Below are 23,835 nucleotides of genomic sequence, written 5' to 3'. Positions count from 1 at the left end.
AACAATTGAAAACACTAAAAAATCTAGATAAGTGTCTGAATTTGATAGAGAATTTTCTTAGTATGACTAAAGAAAAAACCATGAGAAAGAGTTTACCATTGGCATGGTTAAATTTTTATCTTTTAAAATCAAAGACATAAAAAAACCCCGACTAAAAGTACTGGGGTTTTTACAGATGTATCAATTTGTAAGCAGCTGTTTCAGCTTTTGCGCTGGATGATGCGCGTGCCAATTTCATAGACCTGGCCACGCTTCACCTCGTTGCAGCGCCTGACTTCCACTTCCGCAGCCAGCGGCTTGCCCGGCAAACCACCCACGGCCGGGGCCAGCACAATCACCGACAGGCGTTCGCCATGCTGGGGGACGTAGGAGCAACGAAAGGCCATGCCATCCACCGACAGGTCAACACACTCGCCATAGTGTGTTTCACCGGTGTGCAGCGACTTGATGCGTGCCTTGCAGCCCATCTGCAAGCGGCGCGCACCGCGCCGTTCGTGGTAGGGGTCAAACGGCGGCACCAGGCAATCTCCCGTCCAGATGGGCAGCCAGCCAATGCAGGCCGACAATGGACTTGCTGTCGCAGATTTCACCGCTCAGCGCCATTTGCATCACCTGCTCCAGCGGCAGGGTGAAGACTTCCAGAAATTCGCCTTCGTCCAGTTCGCGCTCACCCAGTTCCAGATCCTCGGCCAGGTAGTAGCTGATCTGCTCGTTGGAATAACCAATGCAGGGATACGCCGTGCCCAGATGCAGCCAGCGGCCGGCGCGATAACCGGTTTCTTCCAGCAGCTCGCGTCTGGCGGTCAGTGCCGGGGCTTCGTCGGGGTCTATCTTGCCGGCTGGAATTTCCACAAACACACGGCCCGCCGGGTAACGGTACTGGCGCTCCAGTACCAGTTGGCGGTCGGCCGTGAGTGCCAGGATGGCTACCGCACCGGGGTGCAATATGTATTCTCGGCTGGCCTCGGCACCATCGGGCAGCAATACCTTGTCCTTGTGTACCTGAAGAAACCCCCCTTCGTACACCAATGCGGTTTGCAATTGCTTTTCAACAAGATCCACGTGCTGCCTTTCTTTTCTTCCAGTTACGCACTACCGCCCAGCGCCAGCCCAGCATCACCAGCACATAGCCCGACACCGACAACAGCAGCCCCAATACCAGCAAGCCCAACAACAAAGGCCAGCCCAGCAGTAACAGCCAGTCAAGCAACTGGCGGCTCCATTGCCACAGGGTCTGGTTCTCCCAGAGTGGAGGCTGGCTCATTGTACCTGCAGTGGGGTCCCCCAGTAACAGCAGTCCGCAGGAATAAGCCAGAAAATAAAGTGGCAGGATGGTGAGCGGGTTGCTGTACAGCGTTGCCAGCAGGGCTGCCGGCACATTCAATTTCAGGCAGAACGCCAACAGCAAGGTGGACAGCCGCTTGGGCGGGCCGGGCAGCAAACCGGTGGCCAGCCCCAGTGCAACACCGCGCGCCACTTTGCGCCGGTTCAATGCCCAGCAGGCCGGGTGGTCCAGCAATGGCCCCAGCCAGCGCAGCGAGGGGCGCTGCAACAGGTGGTGACGCCCCTTGCTGACACGTTGCAGCAGTTTTCGCAAAGCGGACATGAAGATGATGCTTCCCGTTGTCGTAATGCCACACCAGCAGCAGCCTGCCGCTAAAAGATGTTGTCAAAGCCGGCGGAATAATTTAAACAAGCGTTTGAATTAAGCGCATGCAATCAAACCGCCTTGCGTTCACGGCTATTCGACCCGGAAAACCCGGGCAGCGCAACCTACAGGAGAAACACCATGCCCGCATACAAAGCACCATTGCGCGACTTTGACTTCGTACTGAACGAACTGATCAAGGTGCAGGACATCATCCCGCAGCTGCCCGGCTACGAAGAAGCCACCCAGGACATTTTCACTTCCTATCTGGAAGCTGCCGCCCAGTTCTGTGAAAGCGAGCTGGCACCCCTGAACCGCCAGGCCGATGAAGAAGGCTGCCAGTTCGACCCCAGCACCAAGTCCGTCACCACCCCGCCGGGCTTCAAGGAAGCCTACAAGCAATATTGCGAGCTGGGCTTTCCGGCACTGGACTGTGACCCGGCCTATGGCGGCCAGGGCATGCCCAAATCACTGGCTTTCCCGGTGATGGAAATGCAATGTTCGTCCAATGTGGCCTGGTCGATGTATCCCGGTCTGTCGCACGGTGCCTATGCCGCCATTCACGCCCACGGCAGTGATGAACAGAAAGCCACTTACCTGCCGCGACTGGTGGATGGCAGCTGGACCGGCACCATGTGCCTGACCGAACCGCACTGCGGCACCGACCTGGGCCTGCTGAAAACCCGTGCCGAACCCAATGCCGATGGCAGCTATCGCATTACCGGCACCAAGATTTTCATTTCCGCTGGCGAGCACGACATGTCCGACAACATCATCCACCTGGTCCTGGCCCGCCTGCCGGATGCGCCGAAGGATGTGAAGGGCATCTCGCTGTTCATCGTTCCCAAGTTCCTGGCCGATGGCCGCCGTAACACCGTGGCCTGCGGCAGCCTGGAACACAAGATGGGCATCAAGGCCAATGCTACTGCGGTGATCAATCTGGATGAGGCACAGGGCTGGCTGATTGGCGAAGCCAACAAGGGCCTGGCCTGCATGTTCACCATGATGAACGCTGCGCGTCTGGGTTGCGGCATGCAAGGCCTGGGCATTGGCGAAGCGTCCTTCCAGGGCGCACTGGCTTATGCACGCGAACGCCTGCAAATGCGTGCGCTCACCGGCAACAAATGCCCGGACAAGCCGGCCGACCCCATCATCGTGCATCCGGACGTGCGCCGCATGCTGCTGACCCAGAAAGCCTATACCGAAGCCGGCCGCGCATTGACCGCCCTGCTGGCCTTGCAACTGGATATCGAAGACAAGCATCCGGATGCCGCGCAGCGTCAGGACGCGGCGGACCTGGTGGCGCTGCTCACCCCGGTGGCCAAGGCCTTCATGACCGATAACGGTTTTGAAGCAGCCAATATGGGCATGCAGGTATTTGGTGGCCATGGCTTCATCCGCGAATGGGGCATGGAGCAGCTGGTACGCGACTGCCGCATCTCGCAAATCTACGAAGGCACCAATGGCATCCAGGCGATTGACCTGCTGGGCCGCAAGGTATTGCTGGATCAGGGCCAGAAACTGCGCAAGTTCACCAAGCAGATTCACCAGTTCTGCCAGGCCAATGAAGGCAATGACAAGCTGGCCGAATACATTGCTCCGCTGTCCAGGCTGATGAAGGATGTGGGCGAAGTGACCATGGGCGTGGGCATGGCCAGCCTGCAGAACAAGGACGAAGCCGGTGCAGCCGCTACCGACTACCTGCGCCTGATCGGCCATCTGACCTATGCCTGGCTGTGGGCGCGCATGGCTGAAGTGGCACATGCCAGCCTGGGCAAGGGCGATGATGCCTTCTACCTGGCCAAGATTGCCACCGGTCGCTTCTACATGGCCAAACTCTTCCCCGAAGTGCATACCCTGCTGGCGCGCATCAAGGGCGGTGCTGCACCGCTGATGTCGCTGGATGAAGAGCACTTCGCGTTCTGATTGATTGCTGGCTCTACCCTTTGCACGGCCCTGCAGGGCCGTTTTTTTTCGCCCGATTGCCGCCAAGTGGCTGTCGGAAAACAAAAAAAAGCCCGGAAAAACCGGGCTTATGAATAAAGGAATGAAAAAAAGAGAGCTCGTACTCTCGGTTTCATTCTAATCAAAACCGTCACGCACTGTCATGCTTTTTGCATGACAGCACGGGCAAGCAAGTACTCATGTCCAGCAGGAAGCAATGCAACTCAAGCCTGCAAATACACCACATGACTATGCGTGTACTCGTACAGACCATGCTTGCCGTCAGCCCCACCGATGCCGGATTTGCGCACTCCGGCATGAAAACCTTGCATCGCTTCAAAGTTTTCCCGGTTGATATAGGTTTCGCCAAAGTCCAGTTCACGCATTGCCTGCATCGCCTTGGCCAGATCGCGGGTATACACGGATGAAGTCAGGCCGTACTCGGAATCATTGGCCAGGGCAATGGCCTCCTCCATGCTGTCCACCACCTGTATGGGCAATACCGGGCCGAATATCTCTTGCCGCATGACCTCCATCTGCCCGTGGCAGCCGGCCAGCACCGTTGGCTGGAAATGGAAGCCAGACCCCAGATCCGCCACCTGGCCACCGGTAATCAGCTGCGCCCCCTCCTGCACCGCCTGCGACACTTTTGCCTGCACCCTTTCCAGTGCCTGACGGTTGATCAGTGGCCCCATGTCGATATCCGCCACCGCCAGCGGGTCGCCATAGCGGGTTGCCGCCATTGCGCTGGCCACCTTGTCGATGAAGGCATCCGCCACCTTGCGCTCGACATAGACCCGTTCGGCACAGTTGCACACCTGACCGGTATTGATGATGCGAGAGGCGTGGATGGCTCTCGCCGCCAGATCGAGGTCGGCATCGGCCAGTACGATGGCTGGTGCCTTGCCGCCCAGCTCCAGATTCAGTTTGGTGATATGCGGGGCTGCCGCTGCCGCAATGCGCGCACCGGTTGCCACACTGCCGGTAAAGCTGATCATGTCGACGTCCGCGCTGCCAGCCATGTCAGCTCCGGTCGCACCCCGACCATACAGCACATTGAACACCCCGACCGGCATGCCTGACTGCGCCACCAACTGGCTGAACAGATGACAGTTGATCGGCGTTTCCTCGCTGGGCTTGATCACGATGGTATTGCCGGTCAGCAGGGCCGGCGCCATCTTGCGGGCAATCAGAAAGAAAGGAAAATTCCAGGGCAGGATGCCGGCCACCACACCCAATGGCTTGCGCAGCAGGAATATCTGCTCGCCGGCACGGTCGCTACTGATAACCTCGCCTTCAATGCGTCTTGCCCATTCGGCCATGTAGTCCAGGTAATCGGCCGTAAAGCCCACTTCAACCTTGGCCAGCGCCAGGGTTTTGCCTTGTTCTGCGCTAATGGTATGGGCCAGTACATCCACTTGCTGACGAACAAGGGCGGCAATACTGCGCAGATAAGCGGCACGCTCGATGGCCGGTCGCGCAGCCCAGTCACGCTGGGCGGCACGGGCAGCACTCAGGGCATCAGCCACCTGCTGCGTGGAGGCCTGCGGAGAATGGGCCAGAATCTGGCCATTGGCCGGATTACTCACCACATGGTGATCGACCCCTTCGATAAAACGGCCATTGATGTAATGACGCAATTGCTGAATTTCAGACATCGGCATGCTCCTGGAAAATCATGTTGCCATGCCGGGCGCACATCACCGGCGTGCGCCCTTGTAGGGGGATGGTTAATAGCCCTGCTTGCTGGTGACGGATAAAGAAGAAACACGGAAACGTGCCAGGCTGGCCAGTGCCGCCTGACGCAGCAGCGGGATGTCGATGCTGATGGCAATAAAGCTGCAACCCCACTCGGCATAACGGCGGGCATCCTGCTCATTGGGCGCCAGAATGCCGCAGGCCTTGCCGTGCGCCAGGCAGCTGTCAATGACGTGACGGATGCTGTGCTGGACGTCGGCATGGCTGGCATTACCCGCGTGGCCCATGCTGGTGGATAAGTCGGCCGGGCCGATAAAGATGGCATCCATGCCTTCCACAGCGGCGATCTGCGCCGCGTTTTGCACCCCGAGTGAAGATTCGATCTGCACCACCAGGCACAGCGCCTGATCGGCCTGCGGTATGTAATCCGCCACCGCATCCCAGCGAGTGGCGCGGATCAGTCCGCCACCGACACCACGTATCCCCGCTGGCGGGTAACGCATGGCCCGCACCAGAGTGGCGGCCTGTGCTGCGCTCTCCACCATCGGCACCATCAGGGTTTGTGCGCCGATATCCAGCACCTGCTTGATCAATGCCGGGTCGCCATGCGGGATGCGCACCACTGGATCGACGGGATAAGCCGCCAGCGCCTGCAGCTGTCCCAACAGCGTGGGCACGGTATTGGGCGCATGCTCGCCATCGAGCAGAATCCAGTCATGGCCGGTGCCAGCCAGTATTTCCGCGTGATAGGCGGAAGCCATGCCAGCCCAGATACCGTACCGGGGTGATATTGATGACATCTGCTGCAAGGCAGATTTGAAATGATTGTCTGGCAGCTGCATGGGCAACTCCTATTGCAGATTGACATACATGCCGCCATCCACCAGCAGGCTGGCCCCGGTGACATAGCGCGCCAGGTCCGAGGCCAGGAATACCGCCGGGCCGACCAGATCCTCCGGCTGCCCCAGCCGCCCCAGCGGGATGCGGTTTTGCATATGGCTGCGCTTGTGCGGGTCGGCCAGATCCTCCCGGTTGATGTCGGTTTCTATGGTGCCCGGCAGCAAGGCATTGCAGCGGATACCAAACGGCCCCAAGGCAATGGCGCAGGACTGCATCAGCGACAGCAAACCTGCCTTGGTGGGGGTGTAGTGGGTTTGCATGCCACCGCCCACCAGGGCACTGATGGAGCTGACTGCAATGATGGCGCCACCTTCAGCCTGATGCTGCATCTGCCTTGCGGCCGCCTGTACCGCAAAATAGGCACCGTTCAGATTGGTATTCACCGTGCGGTAATACGTCTCGTGCGGCATGTCCAGAAAGGCATGGAAAGGACAGATGCCTGCATTGCTGATGAAGACATCCACCCCGCCCAGGCACTCCACCGCCATGGCAATCAGCGCAGCACCGGTGTCGGGGTCGGCAATATCACCCGCCTGATCGGCCACCTTGCGCCCCAGAACCTCAATCTGGTGGCGCAGGGTCAGGATGTCATCCGCGCTGCTGCGGCCACTGTGGCCCAGCATCACATCCGCCCCATGGCGGGCACAGCCCAGTGCAATGGCCCGCCCTATGCCACGGGACGCCCCGGTAATCACCACTCGCTTACCTGCTAACAACATCGCTTGTCTCCTCAGAAATACCGGCGATACCAGCCCGATGTGCTACAGCAAACCCTTGATTCCATGCCCACCACCGCAGGCCGGGACCAAGGACAAATCCCGTTTTGCCAGCCGTGCTTAGCGCTGCTAACAAAACTCCGTAGAGAACCCGGGCCAAGGCGCGCCGCCGCAGACAGTACAAGGCGTACGGCAAGGCGGCGCAACGCTGGAGCGGGGGTTTTGTTGGCGAGTCTTAATGGACTGCACTACCAAAACCCACCATGCCGATGGCGGCAATAATGACCACAATGCCCAGCGACAGGATGCGGCGTGTCTGCGGTGCAGTACCGCGCCATTCGCCCAGGCAGACACCCCACAGATTGGAAATCAGGATGATGAAAGACATGTGCAGCACCCACGAGCTGGTGGGGTTATGCAAGCGACTTTCGCCCATGCCATAGAAGAAGAACTGCAGATACCACAGCAAACCGCCCAGCGCGCACAGCAGGTAGTTGCGCAGCAAGGGGGTGTTGCGATTGACGAATTCGCCCAGACTGCGACGGCGCAAGGACAGGTGCAGACACCACAACGCATTGGTGGTGAGGCCACCGAGCATGATGACGGCAAAGGTCAGATTGTTCATGAACAGGGAATTGGCACCGTACGCCACGGCAGCCAGCGCCAGAGGTTTGCCCGCATTGATGCCGTAGCTGAAGCAGGCACTCAGGCAACCGGACACCAGCGCAACCGCGATGCCCTTTTTCATGTTGAATTCCCTGACCGCACTTTGCTTGGTCGCCAGATCGACTTCGCGCTCCTTGCGCATGCCGGCCACCCCGCACAACACGATGCCGATCAGCGAGCCCAGCACGCCCAGCAGCACCATCTGCCCACCGCTGCTGAGCAGCATCTGGCTCAGGCGCAAACCGTCCTCGCGGCCAAACAGGTCATTGAACAGCGGCGGCATCAGGGCACCCAGGGCGGATGTCAGGCCCATGATGATGGACATGCCCAGCGACAGGCCGATATAGCGCATGGCCAGGCCAAAGGTGAGGCCACCGATGCCCCATAACACGCCGAAGAAGTAAGTCCAGCCCAGTGTCCCGCTGTCTGCAGTCTCAAGGATGGAAGCAAAACCCGGAATGGTCAGCGCAATGGCCAGCCACGGGGCAATCAGCCAGGAAAACAAGCCGCCCAGCAGCCAGAAGTTTTCCCAGGACCACAGCCGCACGCTGCGATACGGCAGATAAAAACTGGCGGACGAAAACGAGCCGATGAAATGAAACAACAGGCCCAGCAGAATGATGGCCATCTGGCTAGTCTCCCAATTGGTAAAAGCGCCAGGCATTGTCGGCAAACATGGCACGCCGCTCATGTGCCGCAGCCTGCGCCAGCAAATTGTCATAGGCCTGCCACAGCCTGCGGTAGGAGGTGTACAGGCTGCACACAGGGAAATTGGAAGCAAACATGCAGCGTGCGCTGCCGAAGGCATCGATGGCCTCGTACACCAGCGGCCGCAGACTGTCCTCGGTCCAGTGGTGGTCGAGCATGCCGAAACCGCTCAGCTTTACCTGCACATTCGGGCAGGCTGCCAGGGCCCGCATGCCATCCCGCCACGCGCGCCAGCCGACAGGGGCATGGCGATCCACATACATGCCGGCATGATTCAGCGCAAAGCGCACCGCCGGATAACGCCTGGCCAGCGCAGCGGCTTCCTGCATTTGTGAGGGGTAGATTTGCAATTCGAAGATCAGGCCGTGGCGTTCCAGCAAGGCCATCCCGCACTGCCATTGCGCCTCGCGCATGTAGTGGCGGCCCACATAGTCGAACTGCGGGTCGGCATGCACGTTGAGAATCTGCCGCACGCCACGTACGCGAGTGGAAGCTGCCAGTTGCCGGGCAAGCTGATCCGCCACCTGAGGGTTGGCCAGATCGAGAAAAGGCAGCAAAGCAACTGGCAAGGTATCGCCGGACAAGTCGAGCATGTGTTCCAGTTGGCGGGTTTCCTCCAGCACATCCGTCGCATTGGCTTCGATATGCACCACGCCCGCCAGCTCGATATCGGCCTGCTCGGCCAGCTGTCTCAGGTCCGGCAACAGGAAGTCACGTGCCAGCGCGGTGTAATCACCCAGCAGATTGGGCTTGCGCCGGGTCAGCCAGGGGTACTGCCCTCCCCCCAGCCACCAGAAATGGCAATGGGCGTCTACGATGCGCATGGCGGTCCCTCCCCCGTACTCAGCACGAACATGCTGCGCAAGCCTACCTGTACCGGCGCAAAGTCCGGCTGGGTCACCATGATGTCGGCCATATTGGCCCACCATTGCTGCATCACCGGCAGGCTGGGCAGTTCCGCCAGCCGGTCGGGCTGCCGGCAGTACAGCACGGCAAACAAGGCATCATCCTTGTCATCATGAAAAATGCGGTACTCGACAATGCCGGCATCCAGCAGCGCGGTTTTCAGTTCCGGCCAGATGGCGGCATGGCGCCGTTGATATTCCTCGGCTTGCCCCGGAAACAACTGCATGCGGAAAGCCAGGGTGCAAAGTGCTTGTCCATGCGTCATCTCAGCCTCCCGGCGTGTGCAGGTAGGGGCGATGCAAGGCGCAGGCGGGATTAAGCTCCACGCCGAAACCGGGACGGTCCAGCCGCGATACCGGCATGCGGCCGTTTTCCGGCACTGGCTCGTGCAATAGCTGTGGACTGAACATCGGCACCACCTGATCGGCCTGCGGTGCCATCATCAGGAATTCGGCAAACGGGCTGTTGTGACGGGTGGCGACAAAGTGATAGCTGTACACGCTGGAGCCATGCGGAATCACCAGCGCCTGATGCGCATCGGCAAGTGCCGAGATTTTCAGCAGTTCGGTAATGCCGCCACACCAGCCGACATCGGGCTGGATGATGTCGCAGCAGCCCATTTCCAGCAGCATGCGAAAACCCCAGCGCGTGGCCTCGTGCTCGCCCGTCGTGCACAACATGCCCGGCGGCAGTTGCTGCCGCAAGGCGGCATAGCCCCAGTAGTCGTCCGGCGGTAGTGCTTCTTCTATCCATTTCAGGCCAAACGCCGCTGCCGCCTGTGCCAGACGGGTGGCGTAGTTCAGGTCCAGGCTCATCCAGCAGTCGATCATCAGCCAAAAGTCCGGGCCTACCCGCTCGCGCATGCTGGCCAGCAAGGCCAGGTTTTTTTGCAGGCCGTCCTCCCCCTCTGCCGGCCCGTGGTGCAGCGGCATTTTCCCGCCGATGAATCCCATTTCGCGGGCGAGGTCTGGCCGTGCGCCGGTGGCATAAAACTGCAGCTCGTCCCGCACCGCACCGCCAAGCAACTGGTACACCGGCTCCTGCCGCACCTTGCCCAGCAAATCCCACAAGGCCAGATCCACCCCGGAGATGGCGTTGAGCACCAGGCCCTTGCGTCCGTAAAACAGGGTGCCGTGGTACATCTGGTCCCAGATGCGCTCGATATCGCAAACCCGGGCCCCTTCCACGAAACGCGCCAGATGGCGCTCGACGATGAAAGCTGCCGGTTCGCCGCCTGTCGTCACGGCAAAGCCGACATTGCCAGCGCTGTCCTCCACCTCCACCACCAGCGTGCCCAGCACATTGATGCCAAAGCTGCGTCGGCTTTGCCGATAGGCCGGGTATTTGGACATCGGCGTGGCGATGTGGTCGTCAATCCAGTGGCCATCGGCCTGATCGTGATAATCCGCACCACCACCTCGCAAGGTAAAGGCACGGACGTGTTTGATGACTGGCATTTGCTTCATGGTGGACTGCTCCGACGTTGAATATCCGAATCCAAACTGATCAGAAAAAACCAATATCCGGGATGAATTTACTGGGATGACTGACGAAATTAATCACAGCCGATAATAAAAACCGACATAAGAATATTCACCCCCTTCAATCAGGAATTATCCTTATTTTCTTTGGTAAATATCAGGCTATTGATGGCACTCAGAAAATAAGCGGCAGCAGTAAAACTACGACATACTCGCAGAACCATCCAATTACATTTAATTAACTGGCAATACCTTCTGCTTATGGATAAAACCGCCATGCTGCCAGCAACACGGCACCGTCATTTACTGCAACGCCTGCGTTACAAGCATTTGCAAATGTTGGTGTTATTGGGGAATAGCCAGAATATGAAACGGACGGCGGAAGGCATGCATATGTCGCAACCAGCTGCCAGCCGCATGCTGCAGGAAATCGAGGATATGTTTGACTGCCAGCTGTTTGACCGCCTGCCACATGGCATGCGCCCCACGGCACTGGGCGTGGTGTTGGTCAAATTCGCCACCCGCAGCCTGCACCACCTGGAAGGCTGCATGCAGACGCTGGCAGTGCAGAAGAAAGAAGGCTTTGGCTACTTGTCAGTGGGTGCCATCATGGGTGCGGCACCCGAGCGGGTCATGGCGGCAATTGCACGTTTGAAACAGGAAAGGCCCCGCCTGTGCATCCGTGTGATGGGAGATACCAGCGACGAAGTGATCCGCCTGCTGGAACAAGGACGCATCGACCTTGCCATCGCCCGGCGCAGCCCGAAAACCGAAGATGCGGCTTTTGATTTTTGGCCAATGGGTAATGAAGTATTGCGACTGGTGGTGGCTAAACACCATGTGTTATTGCAACAGCAACATATCGAAATACCGGTATTACTACGAGACTGGCCATGGATATTACAAGCACCCAGCAGCCCGGCACGCATGGCATTGGAACAATATCTGCTGCACGCCGCACTGCCCTTGCCCGGTAATATCATCGAGAGCAATTCAATTTACTCCATGCTGCAACTGATTCAACGCACCAATGCGGTGATGCTGTTAGCGGAATCGGCCATGTCAGACTATCTGGAGATGGGCATCGTGCAGATATTGCCAATCAAGGTAGACATACCACTCCCTCCTTTTGGCATCTTGACGCGCAAGCATGAACCACTTAGTGCCGAACAACAGGATTTCATTTCATACCTGCATCAATCCTGAACCATGGCCCCCACTTGGCAGTAAAAGAAAAAGCCTCCGTGTGGAGGCTTTCAGGCATGGCATTCACCAGCCCGCAGGCTGGCAGAAAACTCAGTTGCTGCCGCAGCAGGCCTTGTACTTCTTGCCGCTACCGCAAGGGCAAGGGTCGTTGCGGCCCACCTTTTCGCCTTCACGGCGTACGGTGGCCGGAGCCTGTGCCTTGGCGCGCCAGTAGTTGAATACGGCAATCAGCGCCTCTGGCAGCTGTTCCTTGCAGTCATCCTTTTCCTCGTCGGTAAAGGTGACCAGGTCTTCGCCGTCTTCTTCCTCGAACATGCCGCCCAGCACCAGAATCGGCATCAGCAGGTCTTCGAAACCTTCATCGTCCGCCGCTTCGAACCAGTCGGTATCCACCACGTCCAGCGCGTACAGATAGGCATTGCACCACGGCCAGTAGTCGGCTTCGTCGTCGTCGCCGTCTTCGTCGGCGTAGAGGATCAGGTCCAGCTCGCGGCCATCGGCCAGCACATGGGCGGTGACATCAAACAGCTTTTGCAGCAGGGCTTCCAGCTCCGCCTGTTCTTCGGCATTTTCAAAAGCCGGAGCATCGCCCAGCACTTCAGCCAGCCACATGCTGCGGTCGGCGGCATCCGGTCCGCTGGCCAGCGCGGCAAAGAAGCCTTGTACTTCGTCCGGGCGCATGGTGCTGCCACTGATCGACAGGGGCGTCAGCAACTGTTCCAGCCGGGCCAGATCGGCGTCATTGAATACGATATCAGTCATGGTGCGCTCCTAGCGGTCAGATTGAATGGGCGCATTGTAGCGAAAAAAGCCCCGGCTCGCCGGGGCCTGTGCATACAAAGTTTGATCCATCTGCGTTTACGCAGTCTGACTGTCGTTCAGTCCCAGTTTTTCCTTCATTTGCTGGCGCATGACAAACTTCTGGATCTTGCCGGTAATGGTCATGGGAAAGCTGTCGACAAATTCGATGTAACGCGGAATCTTGTAATGGGCGATCTGGCCCTGGCAAAAGGCACGCATGTCCTCGATGCTGGCCTGTTCGCCATCACGCAGCTTGATCCAGGCACACAGTTCCTCGCCAAAGCGGTCGTCCGGCACGCCAATCACCTGCACTTCCTGAATCTTGGGATGACGGTAGAAGAACTCCTCCACCTCTCGCGGGTAAATGTTTTCGCCGCCGCGAATCACCATGTCCTTCACCCGGCCCACGATATTCACATAACCCTCGGCATCCATCACTGCCAGGTCTCCGCTGTGCATCCAGCCGGAACGGTCGATGGAGTCGGCGGTTTTCTGCGGGTCGTCCCAATAGCCCAGCATTACCGAATAGCCACGGGTCAGCAGCTCCCCGGTTTCGCCATGCGGCACGATGTGGCCATCGTTATCGACAATCTTGACCTCCACATGCGGATGCACCTGCCCGACGGTGGACACGCGCTTGTCCAGCGGGGTGTCGGCACTGCTCTGGAAGCTGAGCGGGCTGGTTTCCGTCATGCCGTAGCCAATGGTGACTTGCGACATGTGCATCAGAGTGGTGACACGCTTCATCACCTCGATGGGACAAGGGCTGCCGGCCATCACGCCGGTGCGCAGGCTGGACAGGTCGAATTGCGCGAACTGGGGGTGGTCCAGCAAGCCGATGAACATGGTGGGCACGCCATGCAAGGCAGTACAGCGTTCTTCCTGCACGGTTTGCAGCACGCTGAGTGCATCAAAGCTTTCCGCCGGGAACACCATGCAGGCCCCATGCGTGAGGCAGGTAAGCGTGCCCAGCACCATGCCGAAACAGTGGTACAGCGGCACCGGGATGCACAACCGGTCGGCCGGACTGAAGCCCATGGCCTGTCCGGTAAAGAAGGCGTTATTGAGAATATTGTGATGCGACAGCGTGGCCCCCTTGGGGCTGCCGGTGGTTCCGGAGGTGAACTGGATGTTGATGGCATCATCGAATTGCAGGCGATCGCCCAACTGCTGCAAGGCGGCGCGCTCGGCAGGGGTCGGTTCGGTCAGCAGTTCGGCAAACCCCAGCATGCCCGGCGTGGCCTGCTGGCCCATGCGGATCACCCATTCCAGCCTGGGCATGCGGGCGGCACGAAGCTCGCCGGGTTGGCTGTCGGCCAGTTCGGGCAACAAATCCTGCAGCATCTCGATGTAATTGCTGCTCTTGAAGCTGGGCGAAGCAATCAGGGCGCGGCAACCTACCTTGTTAATCGCATATTCCAGCTCGGCACGGCGGTAAGCCGGGTTGATATTCACCAGCACCAGCCCAGCCTTGGCGGTGGCAAACTGCGTCAGCACCCATTCGGCATTGTTTTGCGACCAGATGCCGATGCGCTCCCCCGGTTCAAGGCCTAGGCGCATCAGGCTGCACGCCATCCGGTCCACTAGCTCCTGTAACTGGGCATAACTCCAGCGTATGCCCTGCTGGCGAACCACCAGGGCGTCCCGCTGGGCGTGGTGCTGGCAGGCCTGGTCAAACATCTGGCCGATGGTTTTGCCAATCAGTGGCTGCTGACTGGCTCCGTGCACGTAGCTGGCGTGCTGCATTGTGTGTCTCCTTGTTGTGGTCTCTTTATCCGGATGCGTCGTTTCCCTTGCGACGGCAGCCACGCTGCATGGCGCGGCCCATTTTTCTGGCATTAATCCCACAAGTTGACGATTACGTAAACGTAATACATCTATCATGATGAGAAGCCGTGGGAAAAACGCTACAATCCGTATAAATACTGAAAGCAGATACCATGACAGAACAGGAAGTCTTCACCATTTCGGATCTGGCGCGTGATTTTGACGTCACACTGCGCACCATCCGCTTTTACGAGGAACAAGGGCTGATCGAGCCGCAACGCGATGGCCGTCAGCGGGTGTTCACCCGCCGCGACCGCGCCCGCCTGCGGCTTATCCTGCGTGGCAAGCGCATTGGCCTGTCCTTGTCGGAAATACGCGAAATCATTGATCTGTATGATCTGGCCCGCGATGAAGCCAGCCAGTCGCTCAAGCTGCTGCATTTGCTGGTGGCCCGGCGCGAACAGCTGGAAGAACAGCGGCGTGACATCGACGTGGTGCTGGCGGAAATCGATGCGCTGGAAAAACACTGCCGTGGCGTGATCGACCAGATGACCACCAAGGCCGACAACCCCGCCTGAACACCTGCCCTCGTGCAGGTTTTTTTACCACACCATATTGACGCTTACGTAAACGTAATTCAATATTCAAAGCAGTAAGGCAACCATCACAAAAGCCTGTCAGGCACAGCCGCCACGACCGGCACCGAGGAGAAACACCATGTACAGCAGCCTGCGTTTTGACCACGGCGACACTTACGACATGTTGCGCCAGAGCGTGAAGGATTTTGCCGACGCCGAAATCGCCCCGCGCGCCGCCGACATCGACCGTGACAACCTCTTTCCGGCCGACCTGTGGCGCAAGTTTGGTGACCTGGGCTTGCTGGGCATCACCGCCGAAGAAGAATACGGTGGCGCCAATATGGGCTACCTGGCCCACATGATCGTGATGGAAGAAATCAGCCGTGCCTCGGCCTCGGTCGCCCTGTCCTACGGCGCGCACTCCAATCTGTGCGTTAACCAGATCCGCAAGAACGGCTCGGCCGAACAGAAAGCCCGCTACCTGCCCAAGCTGATTTCCGGCGAACACGTGGGCGCGCTGGCCATGTCCGAACCCAATGCCGGTTCCGATGTGGTCAGCATGAAGCTGCGCGCCGATAAAAAAGGCGACCGTTATGTACTGAACGGCAGCAAGATGTGGATTACCAACGGCGGCGATGCCGACACCCTGGTGGTGTATGCCAAGACCGACGTCAACGCCGGGCCCAGGGGCATCACGGCTTTTATCGTGGAAAAAGGCTTTGCCGGTTTCTCGCATGGCAGCAAGCTGGACAAGCTGGGCATGCGCGGTTCCAACACCTACCCGCTGTTCTTCGACAACTGTGAAATCCCGGCCGAAAACGTACTGGGCGGCGAAGGCAATGGCGTGAAAGTGCTGATGAGCGGGCTGGACTACGAACGCGCCGTGCTGTCGGCAGGCCCGCTGGGCATCATGCAGGCCTGCATGGACATCGTCGTCCCCTATCTGAATGACCGCAAACAGTTTGGCCAGGCCATTGGCGACTTCCAGCTGATGCAGGGCAAGCTGGCCGACATGTACGTCAAGCTGTCCGCCAGCCGTGCTTATGTCTATGCCGTGGGCCAGGCACTGGACCGGGGCGATACCGGCCGCCAGACGCGCAAGGACGCTGCCGGGGCCATTCTGTACGCCGCCGAAAACGCCACCCAGATGGCGCTGGATGCCATCCAGTGCCTGGGCGGCAACGGCTATATCAATGAGTACGCCACCGGCCGCCTGCTGCGCGATGCCAAGCTGTATGAAATCGGCGCAGGCACCAGCGAAATCCGCCGCTGGCTGATTGGGCGCGAACTGATGGCGGAAACACGCTGAACATCGGGAGTAGAGAGTGGGGGGGCGGGAGTAAAACCGTCAACCCACCCACACCCTACTGACCACTAACACCGGGAGTAGAGAGTCGGGAGTGGGGAGTTCCCCACCCGTCACCTGCTACTCCCTACTCCCCACTCCCTAAAATCATGCCAGTCATCGAATCCAAACTCTCCCCCCGCGCGCCGGACTTCCAGGCCAATGCCGACAAGATGCGTGCGCTGGTGGAAGACTTGAAACAGAAAGTCGCCACGGCGGCACTGGGCGGCGGCGACAAAGCCCGTGAAAAACACACCGCCCGTGGCAAGCTGCTGCCGCGCGAGCGCATCAACCTGCTGCTGGACCCTGGCGCGCCCTTTCTGGAACTGTCCCAACTGGCGGCATTTGGCATGTACAACGACGATGCGCCGGGTGCCAGCCTGATCAGCGGTATCGGCCGCATTGCCGGGGTGGACTGCCTGATCATCGCCAACGATGCCACGGTCAAGGGTGGTACTTATTACCCGATGACGGTGAAAAAGCATCTGCGCGCGCAGGAAATCGCCAGGGAAAACCGCCTGCCCTGCGTCTATCTGGTGGATTCCGGCGGAGCCTTCTTGCCGCTGCAGGACGAGGTTTTCCCGGACAAGGAACACTTTGGCCGCATTTTCTTCAACCAGGCCCAATTGTCTGCCGCCGGCATTCCGCAAATCGCGGTGGTGATGGGCAGCTGCACCGCCGGCGGTGCTTATGTACCCGCCATGTCGGACGAAACCGTCATCGTCAAGGAACAAGGCACCATCTTTCTGGGCGGCCCGCCGCTGGTGAAGGCCGCTACCGGCGAGGTCGTCACCGCAGAAGAGCTGGGCGGTGGAGATGTACACGCCCGCATCTCCGGCGTGGCCGACCATCTGGCGCAGAACGACGCCCACGCGCTGGGCATTGCCCGCCGCATCGTGGCCAACCTCAACTGGCACAAACAAGGCGTGCTGGACCGCACCGAACCCAAAGCACCACGCCATGCCGCCGAGGAAATCTACGGCGTGATTCCGGCCGACCCGAAAAAGCCGTTTGATGTGCGTGAAATCATCGCCCGACTGGTGGACGACTCCGACTTTGACGAATTCAAGCTGAACTACGGCACGACGCTGGTCACCGGTTTTGCCCGCCTCAATGGCTGGCGTGTTGGCATCATCGCCAATAACGGCATCCTGTTTTCCGAATCGGCCCTCAAGGGTGCGCACTTTGTCGAACTGTGCTGCCAGCGCGGCATTCCGCTGATCTTCCTGCAGAACATCACCGGCTTCATGGTGGGCAAGAAGTATGAAAACGGCGGCATCGCCAAGGATGGCGCCAAGCTGGTTACCGCCGTGGCCTGCGCCAGCGTGCCCAAGTTCACCGTGCTGATTGGCGGCAGCTTCGGTGCGGGTAACTACGGCATGTGTGGCCGCGCTTACAGCCCGCGCATGCTGTGGATGTGGCCCAATAGCCGCATTTCGGTGATGGGTGGCGAACAGGCCGCCGGGGTGCTGGCACAGGTCAAGAAGGAACAACTGGGCGAGGCCTTCACCGCCGAGCAGGAAGAGGCGCTGAAAGCACCGGTACGCGAACAATACGAACGCCAGGGCCACCCTTATTACGCCAGCGCACGGCTGTGGGACGACGGCATCATCGACCCGGCCCAGACCCGCGATGTACTGAGCCTGGCACTCGAAGCCGCCCTGTCCGCGCCCATCGAAAAGACACGCTTTGGCGTGTTCCGCATGTAAGGAAGCGCCATGAGCCAGTATCAGACTCTCGATATCCATTGCAGCGGCAGCACCGCCACTGTCTGGATGAACCGCCCGGAACTGCACAATGCGCTGAACGAAATGCTGATTGCCGAGCTGACCGCCGCCTTCAAGGCCCTGCAACTGGACGACAGCGTGCGTGTCATCGTGCTGGCCGGACATGGAAAAAGCTTTTCCGCCGGGGCTGACCTGGACTGGATGCGCCGCGCCGCCGGTTACAGCGAAGCGGAAAACCTGGCCGATGCCCAGCGCCTGGCCGCCATGCTCAAGGCCATTTACCGCAGCCAGAAGCCGGTAATCGCCCGCATCCACGGCCCGGCCATTGCCGGTGGCACCGGCCTGGCTACCGTATGTGACATTGCCATTGCCACCGACGCCGCCCGCTTCGGCCTGACCGAAGTGCGGCTGGGCCTGATTCCGGCCACCATCGGCCCTTATGTGGCCGATGCCATTGGCTGGCGGCAGGCGCGGCGCTACTTCCTGTCGGCCGAGCGCATTGACGCCGCCACCGCCGCCCGTATCGGCCTGGTGCATGAAGTTGTCGCCGCCGACATGCTGGACCAGCGCATCGCCGACATCGCCAGCGAACTGGCCAAAGGCGCACCACGCGCACTGGGGGCAGCCAAAGACCTGCTGGCCGAACTGCATGAAGGTTCACCGTGGGATGACGACCTGCTGGCCGATACCGCCAGCCGCATTGCCAGTACCCGCAGCGGACAGGAAGCCCGCGAAGGCCTGGCCGCCTTCTTCGACAAACGCCCGCCCGCCTGGCAACAAGAACAATAAGGACACTGCCATGTTCAAGAAAATCCTCATTGCCAACCGCGGGGAAATCGCCTGCCGGGTGATCAAGACCGCGCGCCAGCTGGGCATTGCCACTGTTGCCGTTTATTCCGATGCCGATGCGGATGCCCGCTTTGTCAGACTGGCCGATGAAGCCTGGCGACTGGGTCCGGCACCGGCGGCGGAATCCTATCTCAAGGCCGGGCTGATTCTGGACATTGCCCGCCAGAGCGGTGCCGAGGCCATCCACCCCGGTTATGGTTTTTTGTCTGAAAACGCTGATTTTGCCGCCGCCTGCGCTGCCGCAGGTATCGCCTTTATCGGCCCGCCGGCCAGCGCCATTGCCGCCATGGGTAGCAAATCTGCCGCCAAGGCACTGATGGAACAAGCGGCCGTACCGCTGGTGCCCGGCTATCACGGTGAGTGCCAGGAGCCGGATTTCCTGCACCAGCAAGCCGACCGTATCGGCTATCCGGTACTGATCAAGGCCAGCGCCGGTGGTGGTGGCAAGGGCATGCGCATTGTCGAGCGCAGCGAGGATTTCGCCGCTGCGCTGGCCTCCTGCCAGCGCGAAGCTGCCGCCAGTTTCGGTGACGACAAGGTACTGGTGGAGAAATATCTGCCACGGTCGCGCCATGTGGAAATCCAGGTGTTTGCCGACAGCCTGGGAGGCTGTGTCTACCTGTTCGAGCGTGACTGCTCGGTGCAGCGCCGTCATCAGAAAGTACTGGAAGAAGCCCCGGCACCGGATTTGCCGGTCAGCACCCGGCAGGCCATGGGCGAAGCCGCCTGCGCCGCTGCACGTGCGGTGGGCTATGTCGGTGCGGGGACGGTGGAATTCATCATGGCGGTACAGGACGATGGCCGCCCCGGTGACTTTTACTTCATGGAGATGAACACCCGTCTGCAGGTAGAACACCCGGTGACCGAAATGATCACCCGGCAGGACCTGGTGGCCTGGCAGTTGCAAGTGGCCGCCGGTCAGCCGCTACCGCTGCGGCAGGACGAGCTGCAGATTCACGGCCACGCCATCGAGGCGCGTATTTATGCGGAAGACCCGGACAAGGGCTTCCTGCCCGCCACCGGCCAGCTGATTCATCTGGCCACCCCTGCCGAAAGCGCACAGGTTCGCATCGATACCGGGGTGGAACAAGGCGACAGCATCAGCCCCTTCTACGACCCGATGATTGCCAAGCTGATCGTGTGGGGAGAAAACCGGGCTGCCGCCTTGCAACAGCTGGACGCGGCACTGGCGCAATACCAGGTGGCCGGTGTCACCACCAATATCGCTTTCCTGCGCCGCATTGTGCAGCACCACAGCTTTGCCAGTGGTGCAGTGGATACCGGGCTCATCGCCCGCTATCAGGATGACTTGCTGCCACCGGCCGTCCCGGCCAGTAGCACGCAGCTGGCCGTGCTGGCGCTGGTCCAGACGCTGGGCGCACAGACGGACTTCCCGGTGCGCGCAGGCTGGCGACTGAATGGTCAGCTGGAAACCATCCAGCAATTCATGCACGGCGACACCCTGCACAGTGTCAGCGTGCGCCATCTGGACCACGGTTTTGCTGTGACGGTGGCAGGACAGACATATCAGGCCGCAGCACGGCTGCAACACGGTGAATGGCATGTCACGCTGGACGGGCAACAACTGCGTGCCACCGTCATCAACCAGCAGCAGCAGCGGGTGTTGTTCCTGCAAGGCGAACGACTGGAAGCAAGCTGGGTGGACCCGTACGCCGCCAACACCGAAGAAGTGCATGGCGCCACCCACCTGAAAGCACCGATGCCTGGGCGGGTAGTGGCCTTGCTGGCCAGTAGCGGGCAGCAGGTGAGCAAAGGTGAGCCCCTGTTGATTCTGGAAGCCATGAAAATGGAGCACACCATCCATGCCCCAGCCGATGGCACGGTGAATGCCTTTTACTTTGGTGCTGGTGAACAGGTATGCGATGGCGACGAGTTGCTCGACTTCGACGCCGCCTGATCCGGAGGACAACACGCTATGCCAACCGTAAAAATCGTCGAAGTCGGCCCGCGGGACGGGCTGCAGAACGAAAAGCAGCAGGTGGATACCTCCAGCAAGCTGGAACTGATTCGCCGCCTGGCTGAAAGCGGCCTCAACACCATCGAGGCCGGGGCTTTTGTCTCGCCCAAATGGGTGCCGCAAATGGCCGACAGCCTGCACATACTGCAAGCACTGGAGCTGTCCGGTGCGGTGAATTACCCGGTGCTGGTGCCCAACGACAAGGGCATGGAACAGGCACTGGCTGCTGGCGTGCGCGAGATTGCCGTGTTTGGTGCGGCCAGTGAAAGTTTCAGCCAGAAAAACATCAATGCCAGCATTGCCGAAAGCCTGGCCCGCTTTGACAGCGTGATGGCTACCGCACGGCGCGAGGGCATCCGCGTGCGGGGCTATGTGTCCTGCGTGGTGGATTGCCCCTACGAGGGCGCCATTGCCCCGGCCAAGGTGGCAGAAGTGGCTGCCCGTCTGCTGGACATGGGCTGCTACGAAATTTCACTGGGCGACACCATCGGCACGGGCACTCCCAACCGGGTACTGGACATGCTGGAAGCAGTCAGCAAGCTTGTGCCAATTGCACAACTGGCAGGTCACTTCCACGATACCTACGGCATGGCCATCAGCAATATTCATGCTTCTTTTCAGGCTGGCATCAGAACATTCGATTCCTCGATTGCCGGGCTGGGCGGCTGCCCGTATGCTCGTGGGGCATCCGGCAATGTCGCCACCGAAGACGTGGTGTACCTGATGCATGGCCTGGGCGTGGACTGTGGCATAGACTTGCCGACACTGGTGCAAACCGCCTGGTTTGCCGCCGGCCTGCTGGGCCGCGCCCCCACCTCGAAGGTGGCACAGGCCATGGCAACGGCCCACTGAGCCGCCACGGCAAGGCCGCAAAAACAAAGCAAGAAAAGCAAGCAAGGTAAAGAAAGAGGAGAACCATGCAGCAGCCCACCCAGCCCATCTGGCAACCATCCGCCGAACGTATTGCAGGCTCCCACCTGCATGCCTTTACCCGCCTGGCCGAAGCAGCCTACGACCGCCCGCTGCCCGACTACCAGACTCTGTGGCAAGCCAGTGTGGACGATCCGGGCCGCTTCTGGGCGCTGGTGTGGGATTACTGCGGGGTGCTGGGTGACAAGGGTGGGAGCGCGCTGGAGCAGGCGGACAATATGCTGGCTGCGCGCTTTTTCCCCGAAGCCCGCCTCAATTACGCAGAAAACCTGCTGCGCCACGATGGTGATGCCACCGCCCTGGTGTTCTGGGGGGAAGACAAGGTCAAATCCCGCTACAGCTGGCAGCAGCTGCGCCAGCTGGTGTCCCGCTTGCAGCAAGCCATGCAGGCCGCCGGCATTGTGGCAGGCGACCGCGTGGCCGGTTTCCTGCCCAATATGCCGGAAACCGTGGCTGCCATGCTGGCTGCCACCAGCCTGGGTGCGGTGTGGACCAGTTGTTCGCCCGACTTCGGCATCGACGGAGCCATCGACCGCTTCGGCCAGACCGAACCCAAGCTGCTGTTCTGTCCGGATGGCTACTGGTATGGCGGCAAGCAGATCGACATCCGCGACAAGATGCAGGCGCTGGCAGCCGGTCTGCCTTCGGTGCAGCAGTTCATTGCCGTCCCCTATCTGGGCGAAACCGCTGCCTTTGCCGAAAGCCTGCCGCGCACCATCACGCTGGACGATTTCATTGCCCGCTTCGCTGCGCGTCACTTGCAGTTTGTCCGGGTGGAATTCAACCATCCGCTGTTCATCCTGTACTCCAGCGGCACCACCGGCAAACCCAAGTGCATCGTGCATGGCACTGGCGGCACCTTGCTGCAGCACCTGAAGGAGCACCAGCTGCACGCCGACATTCACCATGGCGACCACCTGTTTTACTTCACCACCTGCGGCTGGATGATGTGGAACTGGCTGGTATCCGGCCTGGCCAGCGGCGCGGCGCTGATGCTGTATGACGGCTCGCCGTTTGCCAATCAGGGACACATCCTGTGGGAATATGCGCAGCAATGGCAATTCACCCAGTTTGGCACCTCGGCCAAATACATCGACGGCCTGCGCAAGATCAACCTGACTCCTGCCACGCAATACCGGCTGGATGCACTGCGCGCCATCTTCTCCACCGGCTCGCCACTGATGGCGGAAAGCTTTGACTGGGTATACGCCAACATCAAGCAGGACATCAATCTGGCCTCCATTTCCGGCGGTACTGACATCGTGTCCTGTTTTGCCCTGGGTTGCGCCAACCTGCCGGTATACCGTGGAGAGCTGCAATGCCGTGGCCTGGGCATGGCGGTGGACATCTTCAACAGTTACGGCAGGCCGGTGCGGCAGGAAAAGGGCGAACTGGTATGCACCCGCCCCTTCCCCTCCATGCCGGTGGGGTTCTGGCAGGACGAGCAAGGCAGCAAATATCGTCAGGCCTATTTTGGCCGCTTCGATAATGTGTGGTGCCACGGTGACTACGCTGAAATCACCGCCCACAACGGCATGGTGATTTATGGCCGTTCCGACGCGGTGCTCAACCCCGGTGGCGTGCGTATCGGCACGGCGGAAATCTACCGTCAGGTGGAAAGCTTCCCGGAAGTGGTGGAAAGCCTGGCCGTGGGCCAGCGCTGGCAGGACGACGAGCGCGTGGTATTGTTTGTCCGGCTGCAGCAGGGCCATGTGCTGGATGAGGCGCTGGTCAACCGGCTGCGCGAACAGATCAAGCGTGGTGCCAGCCCGCGCCATGTACCGGCGCGCATCATTGCCGTTGCGGATATTCCACGCACCATCAGCGGCAAGATTGTCGAACTGGCGGTGAAAAACGTGATTCACGGCGAGCCGGTGAATAATCTCAGTGCACTAGCCAACCCGGAAGCACTGCAGCTGTTTGCCAATCTGCCGCAGTTGCAACACTAGCCGCTCAGGGCCTCCCGCCGGGAGGCCCGGCTGTCCTT

The 23,835-nt window shown here is 60.0% G+C and carries 21 protein-coding genes; 9 read left to right on the top strand and 12 right to left on the bottom strand.

Annotation, left to right across the window (positions count from 1 at the left end):
* Positions 1 to 200: 200 nt before the first annotated feature.
* Genes ACE3SE_RS11455 through ACE3SE_RS11445 form a run of 3 tightly spaced genes read right to left on the bottom strand, consistent with a single transcriptional unit; the run spans position 201 to position 1,606 of the window.
* Complete coding sequence (locus ACE3SE_RS11455; protein ID WP_082086463.1) at positions 201 to 518, bottom strand: PilZ domain-containing protein; 318 nt, start codon at positions 516 to 518, stop codon at positions 201 to 203.
* Complete coding sequence (locus tag ACE3SE_RS11450) at positions 505 to 1,062, bottom strand: NUDIX domain-containing protein (protein ID WP_374555369.1); 558 nt, start codon at positions 1,060 to 1,062, stop codon at positions 505 to 507. Before ACE3SE_RS11450 ends, ACE3SE_RS11455 begins: the two co-directional genes overlap by 14 nt.
* Positions 1,049 to 1,606, bottom strand: coding sequence for a DUF2062 domain-containing protein (locus tag ACE3SE_RS11445; RefSeq protein WP_374555367.1), 558 nt, complete (start codon positions 1,604 to 1,606; stop codon positions 1,049 to 1,051). The genes ACE3SE_RS11450 and ACE3SE_RS11445 overlap by 14 nt, the downstream gene beginning before the upstream one ends.
* A 183-nt stretch (positions 1,607 to 1,789) precedes the next feature.
* Here ACE3SE_RS11445 and ACE3SE_RS11440 point away from each other — a divergent pair, with 183 nt between their 5' ends.
* A complete protein-coding gene (locus tag ACE3SE_RS11440; RefSeq protein WP_374555365.1) occupies positions 1,790 to 3,574 on the top strand; it encodes an acyl-CoA dehydrogenase C-terminal domain-containing protein in 1,785 nt (594 codons plus the stop codon).
* 242 nt (positions 3,575 to 3,816) lie between these two features.
* Here ACE3SE_RS11440 and aldA read toward each other — a convergent pair whose 3' ends face one another.
* The 7 genes from aldA to rhmD all read right to left on the bottom strand — a co-directional run bounded on the left by aldA (position 3,817) and on the right by rhmD (position 10,652).
* On the bottom strand, positions 3,817 to 5,241 hold the full coding sequence (aldA, locus tag ACE3SE_RS11435; RefSeq protein WP_374555444.1) for an aldehyde dehydrogenase: 1,425 nt from the start codon (positions 5,239 to 5,241) through the stop codon (positions 3,817 to 3,819).
* A gap of 81 nt (positions 5,242 to 5,322) precedes the next feature.
* A complete protein-coding gene (locus ACE3SE_RS11430; protein WP_374555363.1) occupies positions 5,323 to 6,132 on the bottom strand; it encodes an HpcH/HpaI aldolase family protein in 810 nt (269 codons plus the stop codon).
* A 9-nt stretch (positions 6,133 to 6,141) separates the two neighbouring features.
* Positions 6,142 to 6,909, bottom strand: coding sequence for an SDR family NAD(P)-dependent oxidoreductase (locus tag ACE3SE_RS11425; protein WP_374555361.1), 768 nt, complete (start codon positions 6,907 to 6,909; stop codon positions 6,142 to 6,144).
* A 232-nt stretch (positions 6,910 to 7,141) separates the two neighbouring features.
* Positions 7,142 to 8,200: an L-rhamnose/proton symporter RhaT gene (gene rhaT / locus ACE3SE_RS11420; protein ID WP_374555359.1), complete on the bottom strand. Its 1,059-nt coding sequence runs from the start codon at positions 8,198 to 8,200 to the stop codon at positions 7,142 to 7,144.
* Positions 8,201 to 8,204: 4 nt separating this feature from the next.
* The gene (locus ACE3SE_RS11415; protein ID WP_374555357.1) at positions 8,205 to 9,104 is read right to left on the bottom strand and encodes an amidohydrolase family protein; all 900 of its coding nucleotides are present in this window, start codon (positions 9,102 to 9,104) and stop codon (positions 8,205 to 8,207) included.
* Positions 9,092 to 9,451: an L-rhamnose mutarotase gene (locus tag ACE3SE_RS11410; protein ID WP_374555355.1), complete on the bottom strand. Its 360-nt coding sequence runs from the start codon at positions 9,449 to 9,451 to the stop codon at positions 9,092 to 9,094. The genes ACE3SE_RS11415 and ACE3SE_RS11410 overlap by 13 nt, the downstream gene beginning before the upstream one ends.
* A 1-nt stretch (position 9,452) precedes the next feature.
* A complete protein-coding gene (gene rhmD / locus ACE3SE_RS11405; RefSeq protein WP_374555353.1) occupies positions 9,453 to 10,652 on the bottom strand; it encodes an L-rhamnonate dehydratase in 1,200 nt (399 codons plus the stop codon).
* A 276-nt stretch (positions 10,653 to 10,928) separates the two neighbouring features.
* Between rhmD and ACE3SE_RS11400 the strand changes: the two genes are divergently transcribed.
* Positions 10,929 to 11,873: a LysR family transcriptional regulator gene (locus ACE3SE_RS11400; protein ID WP_374555351.1), complete on the top strand. Its 945-nt coding sequence runs from the start codon at positions 10,929 to 10,931 to the stop codon at positions 11,871 to 11,873.
* Between the two features lie 90 nt (positions 11,874 to 11,963).
* Here ACE3SE_RS11400 and ACE3SE_RS11395 read toward each other — a convergent pair whose 3' ends face one another.
* Both ACE3SE_RS11395 and ACE3SE_RS11390 read right to left on the bottom strand, forming a co-directional pair.
* Positions 11,964 to 12,635, bottom strand: a complete 672-nt coding sequence (locus ACE3SE_RS11395) for a UPF0149 family protein (protein ID WP_374555349.1) — start codon at positions 12,633 to 12,635, stop codon at positions 11,964 to 11,966.
* A gap of 96 nt (positions 12,636 to 12,731) precedes the next feature.
* Positions 12,732 to 14,420: an AMP-binding protein gene (locus ACE3SE_RS11390; protein WP_374555347.1), complete on the bottom strand. Its 1,689-nt coding sequence runs from the start codon at positions 14,418 to 14,420 to the stop codon at positions 12,732 to 12,734.
* Between the two features lie 194 nt (positions 14,421 to 14,614).
* On the opposite strand from ACE3SE_RS11390, the gene ACE3SE_RS11385 reads away from it, so the two are divergent.
* From ACE3SE_RS11385 to ACE3SE_RS11355, 7 genes are all read left to right on the top strand, one after another.
* Positions 14,615 to 15,019 carry a MerR family transcriptional regulator gene (locus ACE3SE_RS11385; protein WP_045847119.1) on the top strand — a complete coding sequence of 135 codons (405 nt, stop codon included), beginning with the start codon at positions 14,615 to 14,617 and terminating at the stop codon, positions 15,017 to 15,019.
* A 139-nt stretch (positions 15,020 to 15,158) separates the two neighbouring features.
* On the top strand, positions 15,159 to 16,328 hold the full coding sequence (locus ACE3SE_RS11380) for an isovaleryl-CoA dehydrogenase (protein WP_045847118.1): 1,170 nt from the start codon (positions 15,159 to 15,161) through the stop codon (positions 16,326 to 16,328).
* A 146-nt stretch (positions 16,329 to 16,474) separates the two neighbouring features.
* Positions 16,475 to 18,073 (top strand): carboxyl transferase domain-containing protein, encoded by a 1,599-nt coding sequence (locus ACE3SE_RS11375; protein ID WP_374555345.1) that lies wholly within the window; start codon positions 16,475 to 16,477, stop codon positions 18,071 to 18,073.
* 9 nt (positions 18,074 to 18,082) lie between these two features.
* Positions 18,083 to 18,880 carry an enoyl-CoA hydratase/isomerase family protein gene (locus ACE3SE_RS11370; RefSeq protein WP_374555343.1) on the top strand — a complete coding sequence of 266 codons (798 nt, stop codon included), beginning with the start codon at positions 18,083 to 18,085 and terminating at the stop codon, positions 18,878 to 18,880.
* A gap of 10 nt (positions 18,881 to 18,890) precedes the next feature.
* On the top strand, positions 18,891 to 20,858 hold the full coding sequence (locus tag ACE3SE_RS11365) for an acetyl/propionyl/methylcrotonyl-CoA carboxylase subunit alpha (RefSeq protein WP_374555341.1): 1,968 nt from the start codon (positions 18,891 to 18,893) through the stop codon (positions 20,856 to 20,858).
* Positions 20,859 to 20,876: 18 nt separating this feature from the next.
* Positions 20,877 to 21,770 (top strand): hydroxymethylglutaryl-CoA lyase, encoded by an 894-nt coding sequence (locus ACE3SE_RS11360; protein ID WP_374555339.1) that lies wholly within the window; start codon positions 20,877 to 20,879, stop codon positions 21,768 to 21,770.
* 65 nt (positions 21,771 to 21,835) lie between these two features.
* Complete coding sequence (locus tag ACE3SE_RS11355; RefSeq protein ID WP_374555337.1) at positions 21,836 to 23,797, top strand: acetoacetate--CoA ligase; 1,962 nt, start codon at positions 21,836 to 21,838, stop codon at positions 23,795 to 23,797.
* The last annotated feature ends 38 nt before the right edge of the window (positions 23,798 to 23,835 follow it).

It is taken from the genome of Aquitalea pelogenes (assembly GCF_041914625.1).
In the GTDB taxonomy this organism is placed as follows: domain Bacteria; phylum Pseudomonadota; class Gammaproteobacteria; order Burkholderiales; family Chromobacteriaceae; genus Aquitalea; species Aquitalea pelogenes.
Note: the sequence above shows the minus strand (reverse complement) of the source record. Positions and strands in the feature narration are given on the sequence as shown.